Source organism: Novosphingobium sp. BL-A-41-Hi4B-X5A, assembly GCF_055521705.1.
On record NZ_CM145500.1, the window covers coordinates 2,761,377 to 2,777,655 of the forward strand.

General features: G+C 64.4%; 13 protein-coding genes. 7 read left to right on the top strand and 6 right to left on the bottom strand.

Annotated elements, in window-relative coordinates:
* The first annotated feature begins 55 nt into the window (after positions 1 to 55).
* From ACZ1JY_RS13380 to ACZ1JY_RS13390, 3 genes are read left to right on the top strand one after another with little or no spacing between them, the layout of a single operon-like run.
* Positions 56 to 457, top strand: coding sequence for a nuclear transport factor 2 family protein (locus ACZ1JY_RS13380; RefSeq protein ID WP_465129620.1), 402 nt, complete (start codon positions 56 to 58; stop codon positions 455 to 457).
* A 14-nt stretch (positions 458 to 471) separates the two neighbouring features.
* Positions 472 to 1,941 carry an aldehyde dehydrogenase gene (locus ACZ1JY_RS13385; RefSeq protein ID WP_465129621.1) on the top strand — a complete coding sequence of 490 codons (1,470 nt, stop codon included), beginning with the start codon at positions 472 to 474 and terminating at the stop codon, positions 1,939 to 1,941.
* 11 nt (positions 1,942 to 1,952) lie between these two features.
* On the top strand, positions 1,953 to 2,789 hold the full coding sequence (locus ACZ1JY_RS13390) for an SDR family oxidoreductase (protein ID WP_465129622.1): 837 nt from the start codon (positions 1,953 to 1,955) through the stop codon (positions 2,787 to 2,789).
* A gap of 21 nt (positions 2,790 to 2,810) precedes the next feature.
* On the opposite strand, the gene ACZ1JY_RS13395 is transcribed toward ACZ1JY_RS13390, so the two are convergent.
* The 6 genes from ACZ1JY_RS13395 to ACZ1JY_RS13420 form a co-directional block, all read right to left on the bottom strand.
* Complete coding sequence (locus tag ACZ1JY_RS13395; RefSeq protein ID WP_465129623.1) at positions 2,811 to 3,803, bottom strand: DUF4402 domain-containing protein; 993 nt, start codon at positions 3,801 to 3,803, stop codon at positions 2,811 to 2,813.
* On the bottom strand, positions 3,803 to 6,544 hold the full coding sequence (locus ACZ1JY_RS13400) for a hypothetical protein (RefSeq protein WP_465129624.1): 2,742 nt from the start codon (positions 6,542 to 6,544) through the stop codon (positions 3,803 to 3,805). Before ACZ1JY_RS13400 ends, ACZ1JY_RS13395 begins: the two co-directional genes overlap by 1 nt.
* A gap of 1 nt (position 6,545) precedes the next feature.
* Positions 6,546 to 7,451 carry a fimbrial biogenesis chaperone gene (locus ACZ1JY_RS13405; protein WP_465129625.1) on the bottom strand — a complete coding sequence of 302 codons (906 nt, stop codon included), beginning with the start codon at positions 7,449 to 7,451 and terminating at the stop codon, positions 6,546 to 6,548.
* 13 nt (positions 7,452 to 7,464) lie between these two features.
* Positions 7,465 to 7,881 carry a hypothetical protein gene (locus ACZ1JY_RS13410; RefSeq protein WP_465129626.1) on the bottom strand — a complete coding sequence of 139 codons (417 nt, stop codon included), beginning with the start codon at positions 7,879 to 7,881 and terminating at the stop codon, positions 7,465 to 7,467.
* Between the two features lie 82 nt (positions 7,882 to 7,963).
* Positions 7,964 to 8,491 (bottom strand): DUF4402 domain-containing protein, encoded by a 528-nt coding sequence (locus tag ACZ1JY_RS13415; RefSeq protein WP_118072423.1) that lies wholly within the window; start codon positions 8,489 to 8,491, stop codon positions 7,964 to 7,966.
* 560 nt (positions 8,492 to 9,051) lie between these two features.
* Positions 9,052 to 9,327: an HU family DNA-binding protein gene (locus tag ACZ1JY_RS13420; protein WP_039336287.1), complete on the bottom strand. Its 276-nt coding sequence runs from the start codon at positions 9,325 to 9,327 to the stop codon at positions 9,052 to 9,054.
* A gap of 357 nt (positions 9,328 to 9,684) precedes the next feature.
* Between ACZ1JY_RS13420 and ACZ1JY_RS13425 the strand changes: the two genes are divergently transcribed.
* The 4 genes from ACZ1JY_RS13425 to ACZ1JY_RS13440 all read left to right on the top strand — a co-directional run bounded on the left by ACZ1JY_RS13425 (position 9,685) and on the right by ACZ1JY_RS13440 (position 16,251).
* Positions 9,685 to 10,863: an efflux RND transporter periplasmic adaptor subunit gene (locus ACZ1JY_RS13425; protein WP_465129627.1), complete on the top strand. Its 1,179-nt coding sequence runs from the start codon at positions 9,685 to 9,687 to the stop codon at positions 10,861 to 10,863.
* 6 nt (positions 10,864 to 10,869) lie between these two features.
* Positions 10,870 to 14,007 carry an efflux RND transporter permease subunit gene (locus ACZ1JY_RS13430; protein ID WP_465129628.1) on the top strand — a complete coding sequence of 1,046 codons (3,138 nt, stop codon included), beginning with the start codon at positions 10,870 to 10,872 and terminating at the stop codon, positions 14,005 to 14,007.
* The gene (locus ACZ1JY_RS13435) at positions 14,004 to 15,404 is read left to right on the top strand and encodes an efflux transporter outer membrane subunit (RefSeq protein ID WP_118072422.1); all 1,401 of its coding nucleotides are present in this window, start codon (positions 14,004 to 14,006) and stop codon (positions 15,402 to 15,404) included. The genes ACZ1JY_RS13430 and ACZ1JY_RS13435 overlap by 4 nt, the downstream gene beginning before the upstream one ends.
* 73 nt (positions 15,405 to 15,477) lie before the next feature.
* Positions 15,478 to 16,251: an SDR family NAD(P)-dependent oxidoreductase gene (locus ACZ1JY_RS13440; protein WP_168902984.1), complete on the top strand. Its 774-nt coding sequence runs from the start codon at positions 15,478 to 15,480 to the stop codon at positions 16,249 to 16,251.
* Positions 16,252 to 16,279: the final 28 nt, after the last annotated feature.

A 16,279-nucleotide genomic window follows, 5' to 3' on the forward strand; every position in this document is an offset into this window, starting at 1 on the left:
TCAAATGTTAGCGTTTGGGTGTGAGCCGAATCCGGCCGCCAAGGGGAGAGATACCGTGCTGACGCGCGAGGCCTACGATCGCTATGTCCGCGCGTTCAACGCGAAGGACTATGATGCGGTCGCCGATTTCTATGTCGATCCGCCGCTGATGACGTTTTTCGGCGTGGAAATCCGTTCGCGCCAGGCGCTCAAGGATTTCTACGAATTCCTGCACCACCATGTCACGGAAAGTGTGACCGTTCTGAACTTCGCCTGCTCCGATACGCTGACGGCCATCGATGCGGTCATCCGGGTAGAGGGGGTGAATGACCTGACCCGCGACGCGCTCGACGCGCGCGGGCTGCACGGCTTCTTCCCGATCGCGGTGGGCGAAGTGCAGGAAATGCGGCAGTTCATCTTCTACACGATCAAGGACGGCCTGATCGAGCGCGTGGAATGCGCGTTGGCGCAGGCGTGAGAGGACACCAGGCCATGACTCCCGAAGGCGTTAACGTCGCCCATCCCGACAAGCTCTTCATCGGCGGCCGGTGGGTGGCCGCCCACTCCGGGCGGATGATTGACCTCATCTCGCCCAATACCGAGCAAGTCGTAGGCCGCGTGGCCGAGGCGGACGCAGCGGACATGGACGCGGCGGTAGCCGCGGCGCGCGAGGCATTCGACAACGGCCCGTGGCCAACAACGCCGCCGGCAGAGCGCATCGCTGCCTTCCGTCGCATGGTTGCCCACCTTGAAACACGGGTGCCGGAACTGGCCCGGGCGTGGACAGCGCAGATGGGCGGGCTCGCCTCGTTTGCCGGGCCGATGCATGGCGGCAGCGTAATGGCGCTCGGCCAGATCGCCGGGTTTGCCGAACAGTTCGAATTCGTGGAACGCCGCCCGAGCATGGCCGCGGATACGGCGCTCATCGCTTATGAACCGGTAGGTGTGGTCGCGGCGATTGCGCCGTGGAACGGCCCGTTCGGGATCATGGCCAACAAGGTCGCCTATGCGCTGCTGACGGGCTGCACGGTGATCATGAAGCCATCGCCGGAAACGCCGCTCGAGGCCTATATCATCGCCGAGGCGGCGCAGGCGGCGGGCATTCCGGCAGGCGTGGTGAACCTCGTCACCGGACACCGTGAGGCGAGCGACCATCTCGTCTGCAACGAGGGCGTCGACAAGGTCAGCTTCACCGGTAGCACCGTTGCCGGCAAGCGCATCGCCAGCGTCTGCGGGGCGCGGATGGCGCGATGCACGCTGGAGCTGGGCGGCAAGTCCGCGGCTATCGTGCGCGATGATTTCCCGATCGATGCTGCCGCGAAGATGTTGGCAGGCACAATCACGATGATGAGCGGGCAGGTCTGCGCCATGCTCAGCCGGGTGATCGTGCCACGCCACCGCCATGACGAACTGGCCGAAGCCATCGCCGCAGAAATGCGGCAGGTCCGGATTGGCCATTCCGATGACCCCGAAACCCAGCTTGGCCCGGTGGCGATGAAACGCCAGCTCGAACGCATCGAGATGTACATCGAGGAGGGCAGGGCCAGCGCCGATCTCGTCACCGGTGGCGGACGTCCGGCGCATCTCAACCGCGGCTATTTCATCGAACCGACCTTGTTCGCCAACGTGAAGAACGAAAGCCGGATCGCGCAGGAGGAGATCTTCGGCCCGGTCCTCAGCCTGATCCCGGTCGAGGACGAGGAAGACGCGATCCGCACTGCCAATGCCAGCGCCTATGGCCTCAATGGTTCGGTGCTAACGACAGACGCCGACGCCGCCTACCGCATCGCCCGGCGCGTACGCACCGGCGGCTTCGGGCAGAACGGCTTGCGCATGGACTTCGGCCTGCCGTTCGGCGGGTTCAAGCAATCGGGCATTGGCCGCGAAGGTGGCCTGGAAGGCCTGTTTCCCTACCTCGAGATGAAGACGATCCTGATCGACGCAATGCCGTCGGCACTTTGAAGGACAAGCGCATGAGCGGACACATTGCCGGCAAGTCGATCGTCATTACCGGCGCAGGTGGAGGCTTTGGCAGCCTGGTGGCGCGCAAGGCGGCGGGGATGGGGGCCAGCGTCACGCTGGGCGACATCGACCTTGCTGCTGCCCAAGGCGTGGCCGATGCCATCCTTGCAGAAGGCGGCAAGGCGCAGGCAGTGGCTGTCGACGTGCGTGACCTGGCGCAGGTCAAGGCATTGGTCGCCGCTTCGCTCGATGCGTACGGCGCGGTGGACGTGATGATCAACAACGCCGGGATCATGCCGCTGGCTTTCTTCTCGGACCACGAAGCGGCTTATCCCGCCTGGGAGCGCTGCATCGACATCAACATCAAGGGTGTGCTGAACGGCATGGTCGCCGCCTACGATCCGATGATCGCGGCAGGACGCGGGCAGATCGTCAACATCTCGTCGATCTACGGCAATTTCCCGGTGATAGGCGCGGCGGTCTATGGCGCGTCGAAATCGGCGGTGAACTTCCTTTCGGAATCGCTGCGAGTGGAAAGCCGCGGACGGATCAAGGTGACCACGATCAAGCCGACCGGTGTGCCGACAACCGGCCTTTCCGGCACTGTGGTCAACCAGGCCGCCGGCATTGGCATCGTTGCGCACAACATGCCGGATTTCATGGATATGGTCGGTCAGATGGCGCAAGGCACGTTCCCGGCGGAGCGGCTCGATCCCGAAGCCATCGACTATGCCAGCCTTGCACCCGAACATATCGCCGATGCCGTGATCCACGCGATCGACCAGCCTTGGGGCGTCTCGATTTCCGAAGTGACTGTCCGGGCGGCCGGAGACCACTTCGTTCTGTGAGGCGCGCGATCGCTCGTCGCGTCAGTTGTATTGCACCATCACCGTCATGGTGCCTGTCAGCGTACCGAGCGCCGAGGAGCCCGTCAGCGGCACGGAACCTCCCACACTGACATCGACCGTACCGACCGAGCCGGTTGCACCGCTCAACACTTGCGCGCCGCCCCCGCTATTGGTCAATGTGGCCGTGACCGAGCCGCCGCTGCCTGACAACGTCATCGTCGTCGGCACCGAAACGGTTACCGCCTGACCGCCTTCCCCGCTCACCGTGAACTGTGCCGCCGTCGCAGCGGGCGACGGAAAGCGGCGGACATTGGTCCCGGTGACCGAAACAATGCCGTCGGGCGTCAGCGTAACAGTCCCCGAACCGCTGGTGGGCCGCGTGACCGAGCCGAACTGCAGGTCCTGTGTCTTGGCAATGCTGACAGGGCGGATGACCTTGGCAATGATGTTGCCGACAAGCGAATCCGATCCCCCGCCCGTCGCGCGCTGTGCGGTGATCAGGTAGGAACTGGTCGCGCTCCCTGTCGGATCGGCAGAGTCGTTGCCGTCTACGGGCAGGTCAAAGCCGATCAGGAACGTGCGTGATGATCTGCGCGGAATGGGGGCCAGATTGATCACGATATAGCTCCCCGCGCTGTAGGCTGAGGTAACCGTGGCGGTGCCGTTGGCAATGCTGATCGCGGTGATGTATCCGACGCGCCCCGTAGGCGATCCGGCCAGTGCCAGCGTGACCTGAACATTCGTGGTATTGCACGCAAAGGTATTGCTGCACGAAATCGTGACCTCGGCGTTTGCGGACGTGTTTGACAGCCGCACCCCCGAGCCGGAGACCACCGTGACCGATCCGGATGTGGCGCTGGACCGCAGTACCGTCTGACCGGACGCGGCAGAGACGATATCGCCGAAGTTGGCATCAGTGATCGTGTCGACCGTGTAGCTCTGGGCATGCGCTGCCGAAATCGGCACGAACGGCAACAAGACGATGCACAGCGCGGTCAGCAGCAAGCGGATCATCAGCGTTTCACCATCTGTACGTGTTCGTTGAACGCGACTTCACCGTTGACATCAACCACCCGTCCATCGGCACCCACTATTGCAAACAACGGCTCTTTCAACCGCATGCCGAGGCGGGCGGCCTGGTCGGCGTCGATCTCGATTGCATACTTGCCCGGCTTCACTGCGTCGAACACTACGGTGCCATCGAACTCGGTCATGCCGGATGCGACATCGCCCTTGGACGAAACGAGCCGCACCTTGACCGCCGACAGGCCGCTCAACGCGCCATCGCGGCCGCGGAAGCGGATGCGCGTGACCAGCTCGGACGTGGGCACCAGCGGAAAGTCGATCCGCGCAACTCCCCCTGCACGTGCGGCAAACGTGATGTTCTGCGGCGGAGGCGCCACGAAGACGGTATCGGTGCCCGAGATATCGGCGCGCAGCGAAGTCATGTTGCCATCGCCCAGGCCGGTCACGAACGCCCGGCCCTGCCCGTCGGTCACGGTCTTCAGCCCGCCACCTTGCACCACCACGCCGGGCACCGCTTCCTCGCCCTGATCGCGCCGACCGTTGGCATTGGCGTCGATGAACGCGAGGAGCGCAGCGCTTGCCCCGTTGGCAGGACCTGGAGGTGTAACGCGATAGCGGCCCTTCAGCGGGTCCCGCGCTATCCCGAAGTTGAGCTGGACGCCCACTCGCCAGCGGTTCTGGCTCGTTGACCAGTCGCCGCCCAATGTTGCCGTCGCCATGGGCAAGCGGGCCGTAAAGCCCGCCTGCAATGCCGTATCGCGCCCAGCAAAGTTGCGGGTCGCGCCAAGGCGCAGGCTGTAGCGATCGCCAATTGCGCGGTCAGCTGCAAAGCCCAGCGTTTCCAGCCGCGTGCCGGGCTTGATTCCGAAATCGGCAGTGGCGCGAAGCTGCCACTCGTAGTCGATCAAGCGCATTGCGCCGAGATTGGCGTTGATCCGAGTGTCGGAAAAGCCGCCCTGCGTGCGGTGGCTGTAGTCGGCACCGATGGCGAACAGGGTCTGCCCCACATTCGCCGTGGTGCGTGCCCGGGCCGAGAGGGTCTGGCTGCCGTCGACGAACTCGGCGCGGTCGAACCGACCGGAGACCGGCAGGCCAAGCGAGCCCGGCAGCGGCACAGCAAGGTCGAAGACCACTTCGCTGTAGCGGCGCATCGGGCGCGACGGATCGAAAGCGGTATTGGCTTCGTCGGCAAAACCCCCGCCGTACTCGACATGGCGGCCAAGGAAGCTCACGCCGGCGATGCGTCCGGCAAGGCCTAGCGAAATTGCACGCCCGCCTGCGAAGTCGCTGGCAAGGTCGGTCTGCACTGCAAGCCCCAGCAGCGAGTTGCGCGTGCCGATCGAACCGATGACGTGTGAACTGCCGCCAAAGTCGGTGAAGCGCGATAGGCCAGCCGCAAAGGTCAGGTGCTCGCTTATGCCGTGGGCGATGTTGAAGGTGGCGCGCAGATCGCCCTTGCCCTTGGCAAAGCCGCTGAGGTTCGCATCAGACAGGTCGATTACGGTCCGGTCCTGCGAGACGATGCCGAGATCGACAGTGGTCTTGCCCGCCGCAAGCTGGCCGCCACCCACGTTGATCACGCGGGTGCGTTCGATGCGTTCTCCGCGCGGACCGTAAAGCACGACGCGCAGGGCGTTTCGGCCGCGCACCAGCGGGATATCGTTGAATTCATAGCGTCCCTGCACCCCCGCACCGCGCTGGGCAGAGCGCAGGATGTCGTTGACGTAGAGCTCGGCATCGTATCCCAGCGGCAGTTCTCCGCGCAGGTTGATGCGCTGGAACACGCTCGCCTCGTCAAGGCGCGAGGAGGAGAATGCGAAACCCGCCCCGCCAAGGCTGCGCGCGCCGATGACCTGCGGCGGCGTGAAGACATCGCCCAGCGCGGCCGAAGTGCCGCCGAGCGAGCCGAGCAGCCGGCCTTCTTCGGACCGGCGCGTGAAGGCGAGGCGGGCCGAAACCGGATCGCCGTGATCGTCGGTGGCGATCCAGGCGTTGAAGCCGGCTTTCAGCAGATCGCCCGCAACCCGCCCCTCGAACCGCGTGACTGCACGGCCGCCGCCGTTGACGCCTTCGCTGTTGTAGCCAAGCTCGGTCGTGAAATCGAAAGCGGGGGCGCTGGCCCAGCGGTACGGCGTTGCCACGCGCATCGCATCGTCCTGCGTCTCGGGCTGGCCGGCCAGACCTGCCATGCGAGCCAGGCGTTCGCGCTGTGCCTGTAAGGGAAGCTTTTCCGTGGCCTCGAGTGTGAGGATCATTTCGTCGGCGATGGACGTGATCTTCAGCGGCAGCAGCTTGGCCACCAGAGAGGCTCGCAGGTAGATGTCGGTTTCGGAGACGAGGCTGTCGGGCGGAATCAGCGCGACAACCTTGCCGCCAATCAGAGCCTGGCCTGACCTCAGGTCGATGGTGATCGGACGCTGACCTTCGCCGATACGCCCCGATGCGACACGGTTTGCAACATCGATATCAAGCGGAAGTTCGAGAAGGCGGGTCAGCTCGCCAAGCGGCAGCAGCGGGTCTGCGGGATCGCCATAGGCTGTCAAAGCCTCGCTGATCGTGGTGCCGTCAAGCTGCACGGAAAACAGCAGGAGGTCCTCGTTCGCAGCCTGCGTCGTGCCGAGCGCAGACGACCCGACCACCGGATCGGGGGCCTGCACGGGCGCAGCCGGTCCCGCTGGCGCGCTGCTGTTGGCAGCGGCCAGGGCCAGAATGGCCAGCGTTGCGGTCATTTCAGGGGGCGGTGTAGCTTCCGCTGGCGATCTCGACCGGCTTCTTCCCGTCGTCGGCGCTGTAGGTGGCGGTCACCACTTCGCCGCGCTTGAGCGGGCGGAGCAGAGGCACGAGGGCCTGGCGCTCGTCAGCTTCCGGGTAGACTGCGATGCCTCGCGCCACGCCGACAACTTCCTTGGCCGTGCGCAGTTCGAGATTGCCGTAAAGCGAAGTCGTGCCCTTGCGCTGCAAGGTGAGTGCAAGTGCAGGGCCATCGCGCGTGGTGGCGGGCGTTATCGCGCCAATTCCGCCGGTTGCATCGGGCGTGCCGCCCCGCACGATCAGCGGGATCGAGATGCCGAAGACCGACTGAATGCGAAGAACCAGCTCGCCCTTTTCGGCGGCGGCGGCCTGTTCGGCGGTCAGCCCCGCATCGGCGGGCGGCACCGTGGTGACGGTAAGGTGGGTGCGGTACTCCGCAGTCGTGCCGGTGTCGGCCAAGGTGGCACGAACGCGGACCGTCTTGCCTTGGCCCGGCGGCAGGATCAGGCGGCTGGGCGCGGCGAGCACGAAAGGCTTGGCCGATCGCACTTTCGCGCCAAGTCCCTCGGCTCCACGTTCTGCGAGGCGGCTGATCGGCACGATCTCGCCAGAGGGCAGCATGGCATTGTCGACCAGCGCCACGTCAACCGTCACCGGGGTGGTGCCCTGGTTGAATACGTAGACCGCTTCGGTGCGCTTGGTGGAATCGAAGATCACGCGGCGGGGCGTAATGTTGATGTTGGCCGCGGCCGCCTGGACCGGGACGGTCACCTGGGTGTCCTGCGCCTTGGGCGCGGTAATCGGCAGCGGTGCCTGTTGTGCAGCCGCCATTGCAGGCGCCAGCAAGGTCAGGAGGCCCGGCATGATCAGGAGGTTGCGCTTCATGGCTCTATGACCCTCAGTTGAATTGCGCGAGGAACAGGATGGAACGGTCGGCTGGAACACTGCCGCGTATTGCGCCGCGCAGGCGTGCGTCGGATGATGCCGGTTGCAGCAGATCGATGCGGTAGACGCCGCTCGCCATGACCAGAACGCCGCTGGCCTCACGGGGCATGCCCTTCTGGCCCGGCTTGCGCGGTGACATCAGCACCGAGACCGAGTCTCCCGCATCGCCATTGAGGAACACCGCGGAAACGGCGTCGCTCAGGATGTCGAACGAGAATCCGGCGCCAACCGGTTCGAGGATGACCACGGCCGCCTCTGCCGATGCGGGTGCGGTGGCAGCATGGGCAACCGTTGGCGAGGCCATGGTCGCGCAAGCAGCGAGGAGCGCCTTGGCAATCTGCCCGGTGCAACCCTTCGATCCCGCGTCCATGGCTTGTCCCTCTCTCGCCGACGGTTGCCGTCTGCCTCGGGAAGTTGCCGCGCAGTTGCGGCAATGCTCCCCTGAAGTTCCATCACTGATAGGTGACAGTTACCGTGAAGTTGCCGGTGTAGGCACCTGAAGCCTGGGTGTCGGGCAGGCTGAACGACCCGCCGACGTTGAGCGTGGCCGATCCAGCGGCGGCCAGTGCGCCCGAAAGCGTCACCGTGTTGCCGAAGTCGGGCAGCAGCGTCACCGGAATGGTGTTGGTGCCGCTGGTCAGGTTCACCGTTGCCGGGATCGAGGTGGTGACGGATTGGCCACCTTCGCCATCGACAGTGAACTGGGCGCGGCTGGTCGTGCTGGCGAGCGCCACGGCGCCGCTGGCGGCAACAACCGAGTTGCCGGTGTTGGCGAGCGTGACCGTACCGGTGCCGCCCGTGCGGGGGCGCACGATGCGACCGAAGGCAAGGTCGCTGTTCTTGGTGATCGTCAGCGGACGGACGATGGTGACCGACCCCGTTGCAGTGGCACTGCTGGTATTTGCGGCGCTCTGGGCGAAGGCAGAACCTCCGGCCAGAAGCCCGGCGGCGATTGCCGCGCTGGCAAGCAACTTCTTCATCTCAATTCCCCTATCCAACACTCCGGAGCTACCGGAGTTGTCCCGAGAAGGATCGTGCCGGATGTTGCACAAACCTTTGCCGGCGAACTGGCCGGACAAGGGGATTTCCTAGGTAGAGCGCCCTAAGCAATGGTTAATTCTGACCGGCCTCAGGCGGGGCCTGAGTTGGCGGTCGTTTACCAACATAAAAATGGAAATTCGTTTATATTCAGCGGCATCTGCGGGATTTTAGCGCGATGCAAGGGCAAGTTTAACAGGATTTAATGTTGTGACTTGGGGGCTTTGCCCAGATGGTCGTTAACTAAAGTGATTAATGGCTCATCCCGTCCGCCAAGGTTGCTGGATAATCTACGGCAGGGCTCCTTGGCCCTGATGAGGACGTGACGGGTCGATGCGGCGTGCCGGCAGGATCGGATGGGGTTCTGGAAGCGGATGCCGGTTCGACCGTCTGAACGGGATCACGGCTTCATCGCCGGATTACCGGCGTAATGCTTGCGGGCCTTGTGCCCAGCAGGATGTGGACCCGGCGCCCGCAGGGGCAGGCGCCGGTCCGGAACGGATCAGCCGTTCAGCTTGTCCTTGACCGCCTTGGCAGCCGAGAAGGTCAGCTTGTTCGAAGCTGCGATCTGGATGGTGGCGCCGGTCGAGGGGTTACGGCCTTCACGGGCCGGGGTGTTCTTGACCTTGAACTTGCCGAAGCCGTTCAGCGAGACTTCCTCGCCCTTCGCGGCTGCGTCGGCGATCGCGGCAAACACGCCATCGACGACCTTGCGGGCGTCTGCCTTCGAAAGGCCGTGGCTTGCTGCGATGGTATCTGCGAGGTCGCTGTTGTTCATTGTCCTGATGTCCTCTGCTGGAAAGGGACGGCACGGCTAACGCAAGCAGAACCGCGAAAGCCATGGCCTGCAGCCGTCTTTCCACCGAATTTCGCGCGCTACCAGTGATTTTGCGGCGATTTTGGACTTGCACTGCGACGAATCGGAGATTTCGAGGAACTTCAAGGCCAGTTGTAACTTTGTGTCGCAGCTTTTGCACTTGCCCATCAAGGGGCGTGCGCCAAGGCAGCAATCTGCTAGACACGGGCCGGAAACGCATCTCGCACTTGCAGCACGGATGGCGCCGCGCAGGGCGTGATTCGCGATTTTGCTGTGGCCGGTGCGATGGAACGATCGAGATTTCGAGAGAGACTGTCCTTGTCGTCGACCAACCGCTTTGTATTTGCCCTGCCTATCGTTGTTGCCTCGGCGTTGGCGCTCTCGGCCTGCGGTTCTGCCGACGCGCAGAAGGAAAAGCCGACGCCGGTCGTCGGTGTCATGGTGGCAAGAACCGAGCCGGTCGAACTGACGACGGAACTATCCGGTCGTACGGAAGCTTCGGAGATCGCCGAAGTGCGCCCGCAAGTGGCTGGGCTCGTAACCGCGAGGCTGTTCCAGGAAGGCTCCTTCGTGCGGGCCGGGCAGCCACTCTACCAGATCGATTCCCGGCTCTATGCCGCCAGCCAGGCGCAGGCCTCGGCGTCATTGGCCGCCGCGCAGGCGACGGTGGAGGCCAACCGCCTCAAGGCCGAACGCTTTGCCCTTCTGGCGGAGCAGGGCGGGGTAAGCCGGCAGGAAGCGGCAGATGCCCGCGCGGCCTACAACCAGTCACGCGCGGCAGTGGGACAGGCGCGGGCCGCACTTTCATCGGCTCAGGTCAACCTCGGCTTCACCCGCGTCACCTCGCCGATCAGCGGACGCATCGGCATCTCGATGGTCACGAAGGGCGCTTTGGTGACGAACGCCCAGGCCACACCCATGGCCAAAGTGCAGCGGCTCGATCCGATGTACGTCAACATCAAGCAGTCGGGGGCTGACTTCATTGCGCTGCGTCGCGCGATCGAAAGCGGCAAGCTCGTTGCCGGAGCGGCACCGGTAACCGTTATTCTGCCCGATGGCAGCACCTATCCGGTGGCAGGCAAGCTCAATCCGGCTGACATCGACGTCGATCCCGAAACCGGGACGATCACCGTGCGCGCCGTCCTGCCCAATCCCAAGGGGGACCTCTTGCCGGGCCTTTTCGTGCGTGCCCGGGTGGGGCAGGGCACGGTGCCCAACGGCATACTCGTGCCTCAGGCCGCCGTCAGCCGCGATCCGCGTGGCCGGGCCAGCGTGCTTGTCGCCAATGCCAAGGACGAGCTTGAGAAGCGCGATGTCGTTGCCGACAATCCGGTTGGGCAGAACTGGCTGGTCACATCAGGATTGAAGCCGGGCGACCGGGTGGTGGTCGAAGGTCTGATCAGTGCCCGCGAAGGGCAGAAGGTCAAGGTGGTGCCGGCTGGTTCGAAGCCTGAAGCCCAAGGGCCAGCGGCATCCGAAAAGAGCGGCGGGAACTGATCGCGGATGATTTCCCGGTTCTTCGCCTATCGCCCGATCTTCGCGTGGGTTCTGGCCATCGTCATCATGGCCGCCGGCTTGCTGGCACTGCGCACCATGGGCGTGGAGCAATATCCCGATATCGCGCCGCCAACGGTCTCGATCAACGCGACGTACGGCGGCGCCGACGCCTCGACGGTCGAGAATTCGGTCACCCAGGTCCTCGAGCAGCAGCTCAAGGGCCTCGACGGGATGCTGTACTTCAGTTCGACCTCGTCGAACGGTTCGGCAAACATCACCGTCACCTTCGACAAGGGTACCGATCCCGATACCGCGCAAGTCCAGGTCCAGAACGCGATCTCGCGCGCCGTGAGCCGACTGCCAGCGGTGGTCCAGCAGCAGGGCGTCAACGTCAACAAGGCGCAGTCCGATCAGCTGATGGTCGTCTCGATCTACGACAAGACGGGCCGCGCGACCAATTCCGACATCTCCGATTACCTTACCACGCACTTCCAGGACCCAATCTCGCGCGTGGAAGGCGTCGGCAGCACGAACGTCTTCGGCGGCTCCTTCGCCATGCGGGTCTGGCTCGATCCCTTGCGGCTGGCGGCGGTGCAGTTGATGCCGTCCGACGTAACAGCGGCGCTTCAGGCGCAGAACACGCAAGTTGCCGCAGGCGAAATTGGCGCCAATCCTGCGCCGGAAGGGCAGCGGCTCAATGCCACGGTCACCGCGCGCTCGCGCCTTGAAACGCCGGAGCAGTTTGCGAATGTGGTCGTGAAGACCAATGTCGATGGCTCAGTGGTAAAGCTCAAGGACGTCGCCCGGGTCGAACTGGGTGAGGAAAGCTACGGCGCGCTCAGCCGGTTCAACGGCATGCCCGCCACCGGCCTTTCGATCAGCCTCGCCTCAGGCGCCAATGCCACCCGCACCGCCGATCTGGTCAAGGCCAGAGTGGAGGAACTCTCGGCCGACCTGCCCGAAGGCTATGCCGTTGCCTATCCGCGCGACAGCTCGATCTTCGTCAAGCTTTCGATCGAGGAAGTCGTCTGGTCGCTCTTCGAAGCAATCGCGCTGGTCGTGGTGGTGATGTTCGTGTTCCTGCAGAACTGGCGCGCCACCCTGATCCCGGCAATTGCCGTTCCGGTCGTCCTGCTCGGCACTTTTGGCGTGCTCTTCCTGTTCGGTTACACGATCAACACCTTGACGATGTTCGGCGTGGTTCTGGCCATCGGCCTGCTGGTGGACGACGCCATCGTCGTCGTCGAGAATGTCGAGCGCGTGATGCACGAGGAAAAGCTTGGTCCGCTCGAGGCGACGGTCAAGTCGATGGAGGAGATCACCTCGGCGCTGATCGGGATCACGCTGGTGCTGACCGCCGTGTTCGTGCCCATGGCGTTCTTCGGCGGATCGACCGGCGCGATCTACCGCCAGTTCTCGGTCACTATCGTCTCGGCCATGACGCTTTCGGTGCTGGTGGCGCTGGTGTTCACGCCAGCCTTGTGCGCCACGCTGCTGAAGCCCATGGCAGATCACGAAAGGCCCAAGGGGCGCTTCTTCAGCGCGTTCAATTCGGGCTATTCCGGTCTTGAAGGGCGCTATCGCAAGCGGCTGGCCCGGGTCGTCGCGCGTCCTCGCGCCTGGATGATTGCCTTCATCGGCATCACCATCGCGATGGTGGTGCTCTATGTGCAGCTGCCGACCAGCTTCCTGCCCGATGAAGATCAGGGCAACATCTCGATCAGCTACCAGCTGCCGGTTGGCTCGACCTCGGAGCAGACCCGTGCCGTGGCGATGGGCATTTCGGATTACATCCGCAAGGCCGAGGCCGACAACATAAAGGCGGTTTTCGTGGTCATGGGCCGCGGACAGTCCGGATCAGCGCAGAATGCCGGGCAAGGCTTTATCCTGCTGAAGGACTGGTCCGAGCGAAAGGGTGCCGACAGGTCCGCCTCGGCCATCGCCGAACGGCTCAACGCCTACTTCCGCAAATCCCGTGATGCGCAGATCTTCATCCTCAATCCGCCGCCGATCCGGGGCCTTGGCAGCTCATCGGGCTTCGAAATGTGGTTGCAGGATGCGGCCGGCGCAGGCCGCGAGGCGCTTACCGCAGCGCGCCGCCAGCTGACCAAGCTGGCAGGCGAAGATTCGCGCATGGCGCAAGTCCGGTTCAGCGGCCTTGAGGACACGCCGCAACTGAAAGTGGACATCGATGACGATGCGCTGACCGCTTTCCAGATTGCGCCAGCCAGCGCCAACTCGACGCTGTCGATCGCCTGGGGCGGGCTCTACGTGAACGACTTTGTCGATCGCGGCAGGGTCAAGCGTGTCTACGTGCAGGGCGATGCGCCCTATCGCGCCAAGCCGGCAGACCTTGGCCAATGGTTCGTACGCAGCAACAACGGCGAGATGGCGCCGTTCTCGGCCTTCGCTTCAACCCGCTGGACACAAGGGCCGGTGCGGCTTGACCGCTTCAACGGCATTGCTGCCCAGCAGCTTCAGGGCAGCGGCGCGCCGGGGGTGAGTTCGGGCGATGCGATGAAGATCATGGAGGAAAACGTCGGCAAGCTCGACGGCAACTTCACCCCGGCGTGGAGCGGCCTGTCCTATCAGGAGCGCGCGGCATCAAGCCAGTCGGTGCTGCTCTATGCGGCTTCGATCTTCTTTATCTTCCTGTGCCTCGCCGCGCTTTACGAAAGCTGGTCGGTGCCGGTGGCAGTGCTGCTTGTCATCCCGCTGGGAATTGTCGGCGCGGTGCTGGCGGTTACGCTGCGCGGCTTCGACAACGACATCTATTTCCAGGTGGCCCTGCTGACGACGATCGGCTTGTCCGCCAAGAACGCGATCCTCATCGTGGAGTTTGCCGAGTTCGCCATGGCCCGAGGCGCCAGCGCCATCGACGCTGCGCTGGAAGGGGCGCGTCTGCGCCTGCGGCCGATCATCATGACCAGCGTGGCCTTCATCGCCGGCGTCATTCCGCTGGCACTCGCCGATGGCGCGGGCGCGAATGGGCGGCAGGCGATCGGCACCGGCGTGATGGGGGGGATGATCTCGGCAACCGTGCTGGCGATCTTCCTTGTGCCGGTGTTCTTCGTGGTGGTTAAGGGCTGGGTCGCTGGCCGCAAGAACCGGCGTAGGCCTCTTGCTGCAGGAGAACCGGCATGAAGCGGCGGGTCGCATTGGTGGCGCTGCCTGCGCTGGCATTGAGCGCATGCAATTTCGCGCCGAGGTACGTGCAGCCCACGCCGCCAGTGCCGCAGTCCCTGCCTCAGGGCGGGGTCTATCCAGCATTGGCCGGAGCTGAAACTGCCGTCGATGCGCTTGGCTGGCGCGACTTCTTCGTCGATCCACGCCTGCAGCAGGTCATCGCCACGGCTCTGGCCGAGAACCGCAACCTGCGCGCCACTCTGGCCAATGTCGAGCGGGCGCGGGCGCTCTACCGCGTGGATCGTGCGGCGCTGTTCCCCATCGTCAACGCTTCTGGAACGCTGTCGGCAGTGCAGGGAACCGCGGGCCGGGTGACCGACAATTTCCTCGTCCAGGCCGGGACGAGCGCCTACGAGATCGACTTGTGGGGGCGCTTGCGCAATCAGAGCCGCAGCTCGCTCGAGACCTATCTCGCCACCGAGGAAGGCCGCAAGGCAACGCAGATCGCTTTGGTCGCCGAGGCGGCGAGCGCATGGCTGTCCTACGCGGCGACGGCCGACGCCCTGCGCATCGCCGAGGACACCGTCGCCTCCCGTCGCCGCACGCTCGACGTGAACGTGCGGCGTGAAGCCAATGGCATCGGCACCAGGCTAGAAGTCGCCACGGCGACGACTGCGCTCAACAGCGCCGAGGCGGCGGTTGCGGACTTTCGCACCAGCCTTGCCCAGGCGCGCAATGCGCTGGATCTTATCGTCGCAAAGCCGCTTAGCGATGACCTACTGCCGACGACCCTTGGGACGGGCGACCAACTGCGCGATGCCCTGCCGGTCGGGCTTTCGTCCGAAGTCCTGTTGCGTCGCCCCGACGTGCTTGCGGCCGAGCACGACCTGAAAGCCACCTATGCCGACATCGGCGTGGCCCGCGCTGCCTTTTTCCCGACCCTTTCGCTCACCGGCCTGTTCGGCTTTGCCAGTGCCGGGCTCACCAACATCTTCAACAGTGGCGAATTCCAGAAAACGGTGAACGGCTCACTGCGGCAGCGCATCTTCGATGGTGGCGCCACGGCCAGCAACCTCGCCGCAGCCAAGGCGTCGCGCGATGCAGCGCTGGCCACCTACGAACGCACAATCCAGACCGCGTTTCGCGAAGTGGCCGATGCACTGGCGCGGCGCGGGACGATTGACGAAAGCATCCGTGCCCAGTCCTCGCTTGAGGCCAATGCGGCCACCGCCTATCGGATCAGCCAGTCGCGCTATGACGCGGGCGTCGCCAATTACCTCGAACCGCTCGATGCGCAGCGCACACTCTACAATGCGCGGCAGTCGCTGATCTCGGCGCGGCTGATCAAAGCGGCGAACATGGTCGAACTCTACCGCGCGTTGGGTGGCGGACTGGTGGAAAGCACAGGGAAGTGATTGCCCCGGCGAAAAGCGGGTTGCCAGATTTAACCATGCGCTTAAATGGTTCGCGCCATATCGGGAGAGAACCATGGAAGCCCCACGTTATTCGCTCGCAGGCCGCGTTGCGCTGATCACCGGGGCGTCATCGGGCCTCGGTGCACACTTTGCCCGCCTCTACGCAACCGCCGGCGCATCGGTGGTCATCGGCGCGCGCAGGGTTGAGCGCGTGGCCGCCCTTGCCGACGAGATCAACGGTCAAGGAGGCAAGGCACTCGCCGTTGCTCTCGACGTGACCGACGAAGCTTCGATCGTCGCGGCCTTCGATGCGGCCGAAGCCGGTGTCGGCGTGCCCGATGTCGTCGTCGCCAACGCCGGCATCGTCGAAGCGGGCCGCTCGATCGATCTGCCGGCCGAAGCGATGCGCCGGGTGGTCGATACAAACTTCAACGGTGTCTACCTGACAGCGCGCGAAGGAGCGCGGCGGATGATCGCGGCGGGATCGAAACAGAGCGAGAAGGGCCGGATCATCCTTACCGGATCGATCACCGCGCAGATGACCGCCACCGGCGATGCCGCATATGCGGCCACGAAGCTCGCCGTGCAGCACCTCGGCCGCCAATTCGCCCGCGAATGGGCACGCCTCGGGATCAACGTCAACGTGATCCAGCCCGGCTACATCCGTACCGAGATCGACGGCGAATGGTTCGATGGCGAAGGTGGCAAGGCCCAGATCGCCTCATGGCCGCGCAAGCGCCTGACCGACATCACCGCGCTGGACGACATGATGCTGTTCTTCGCCTCGGACGCATCACGACAGGTGACCGGCACCTTCATCTCGGTGGATGACGGGCAGAGCCTGTAATACCAAGCTGTGCAGCTTGGTATAAGGG